1 protein-coding gene is annotated in these 800 nt (G+C 37.4%); it reads right to left on the bottom strand.

Translation table 11 applies throughout. The features are described from left to right. Positions 1-133: 133 nt before the first annotated feature. Positions 134-800 (bottom strand): flagellar motor switch protein FliN (gene fliN / locus EZH24_RS15170; RefSeq protein ID WP_170310885.1); only part of this gene is annotated, 667 nt, incomplete at its 5' end.

Here is an 800-nt window from a genome sequence, read left to right as displayed (position 1 = left end):
ACAAATATATAATGTAATAGCGAATAAATACTTTTGAGTTTTTTACTAAATAATAATTAATAATAATTATTTTATTTAAAATTAAAAACGAGATTAATAAAATAATCTCGCTTTTGATTTTATGACTTATAGGCTATTTTGTAGCTTTATTTCTTAATCTTTCCATAGGATTTATAATATCCGTTACGCGAACTCCAAAGTTTTCGTCTATAACCACAACCTCGCCTTTCGCTATGAGTTTTCCATTAACGAGTAAGTCGACAGGCTCTCCCGCCAATTTTTGAAGCTCGATAATAGAACCTTCGCCAAGCCCCAATATATCGCGAATAGTCATAGTGGCTCTTCCAAGTTCCACCGTCATATTCATCGTTACATCCATGAGCAAGCCGATATTTCCCGTTCCTTGAATATCCGCCGCAGGCATTAACGAATTGAACTCCGCATGCTGAATTCCAAGCTGATTCGTTGGCTCAAATTCTTGATTATTGGAATTCCCGTTTCCAGAATTGCCTGAAGGATTATTTCCAGCAGATTTTCCGTTTGCTATTAGAGATTGCAAAAGAGGAAGTTCCATCGCAAACACATAAGGAGCGTTTTCAAATTCTCCCTCTATCGAAGCCGTTCCGTTTACTATAGCCAAACTGCCCGCAATATTAACGGTTGAAGCGTCTTCCAATACCGAAGTTTCTACAGGCGAATTACTAAAATTTCCTCCGAATCTTGATGTTAAAGCGCTGTCGGAAGAACCCACCATTTGAGAGAAAGCTTCTTTCAATACTTGAGCCACCATATCGTTTAAA

Origin of the sequence: Brachyspira catarrhinii, from assembly GCF_005518285.1 — a bacterium.
GTDB classification, from domain to species: Bacteria; Spirochaetota; Brachyspiria; order Brachyspirales; family Brachyspiraceae; genus Brachyspira; species Brachyspira catarrhinii.
This window is presented reverse-complemented; position numbering and strand designations above follow the sequence as displayed.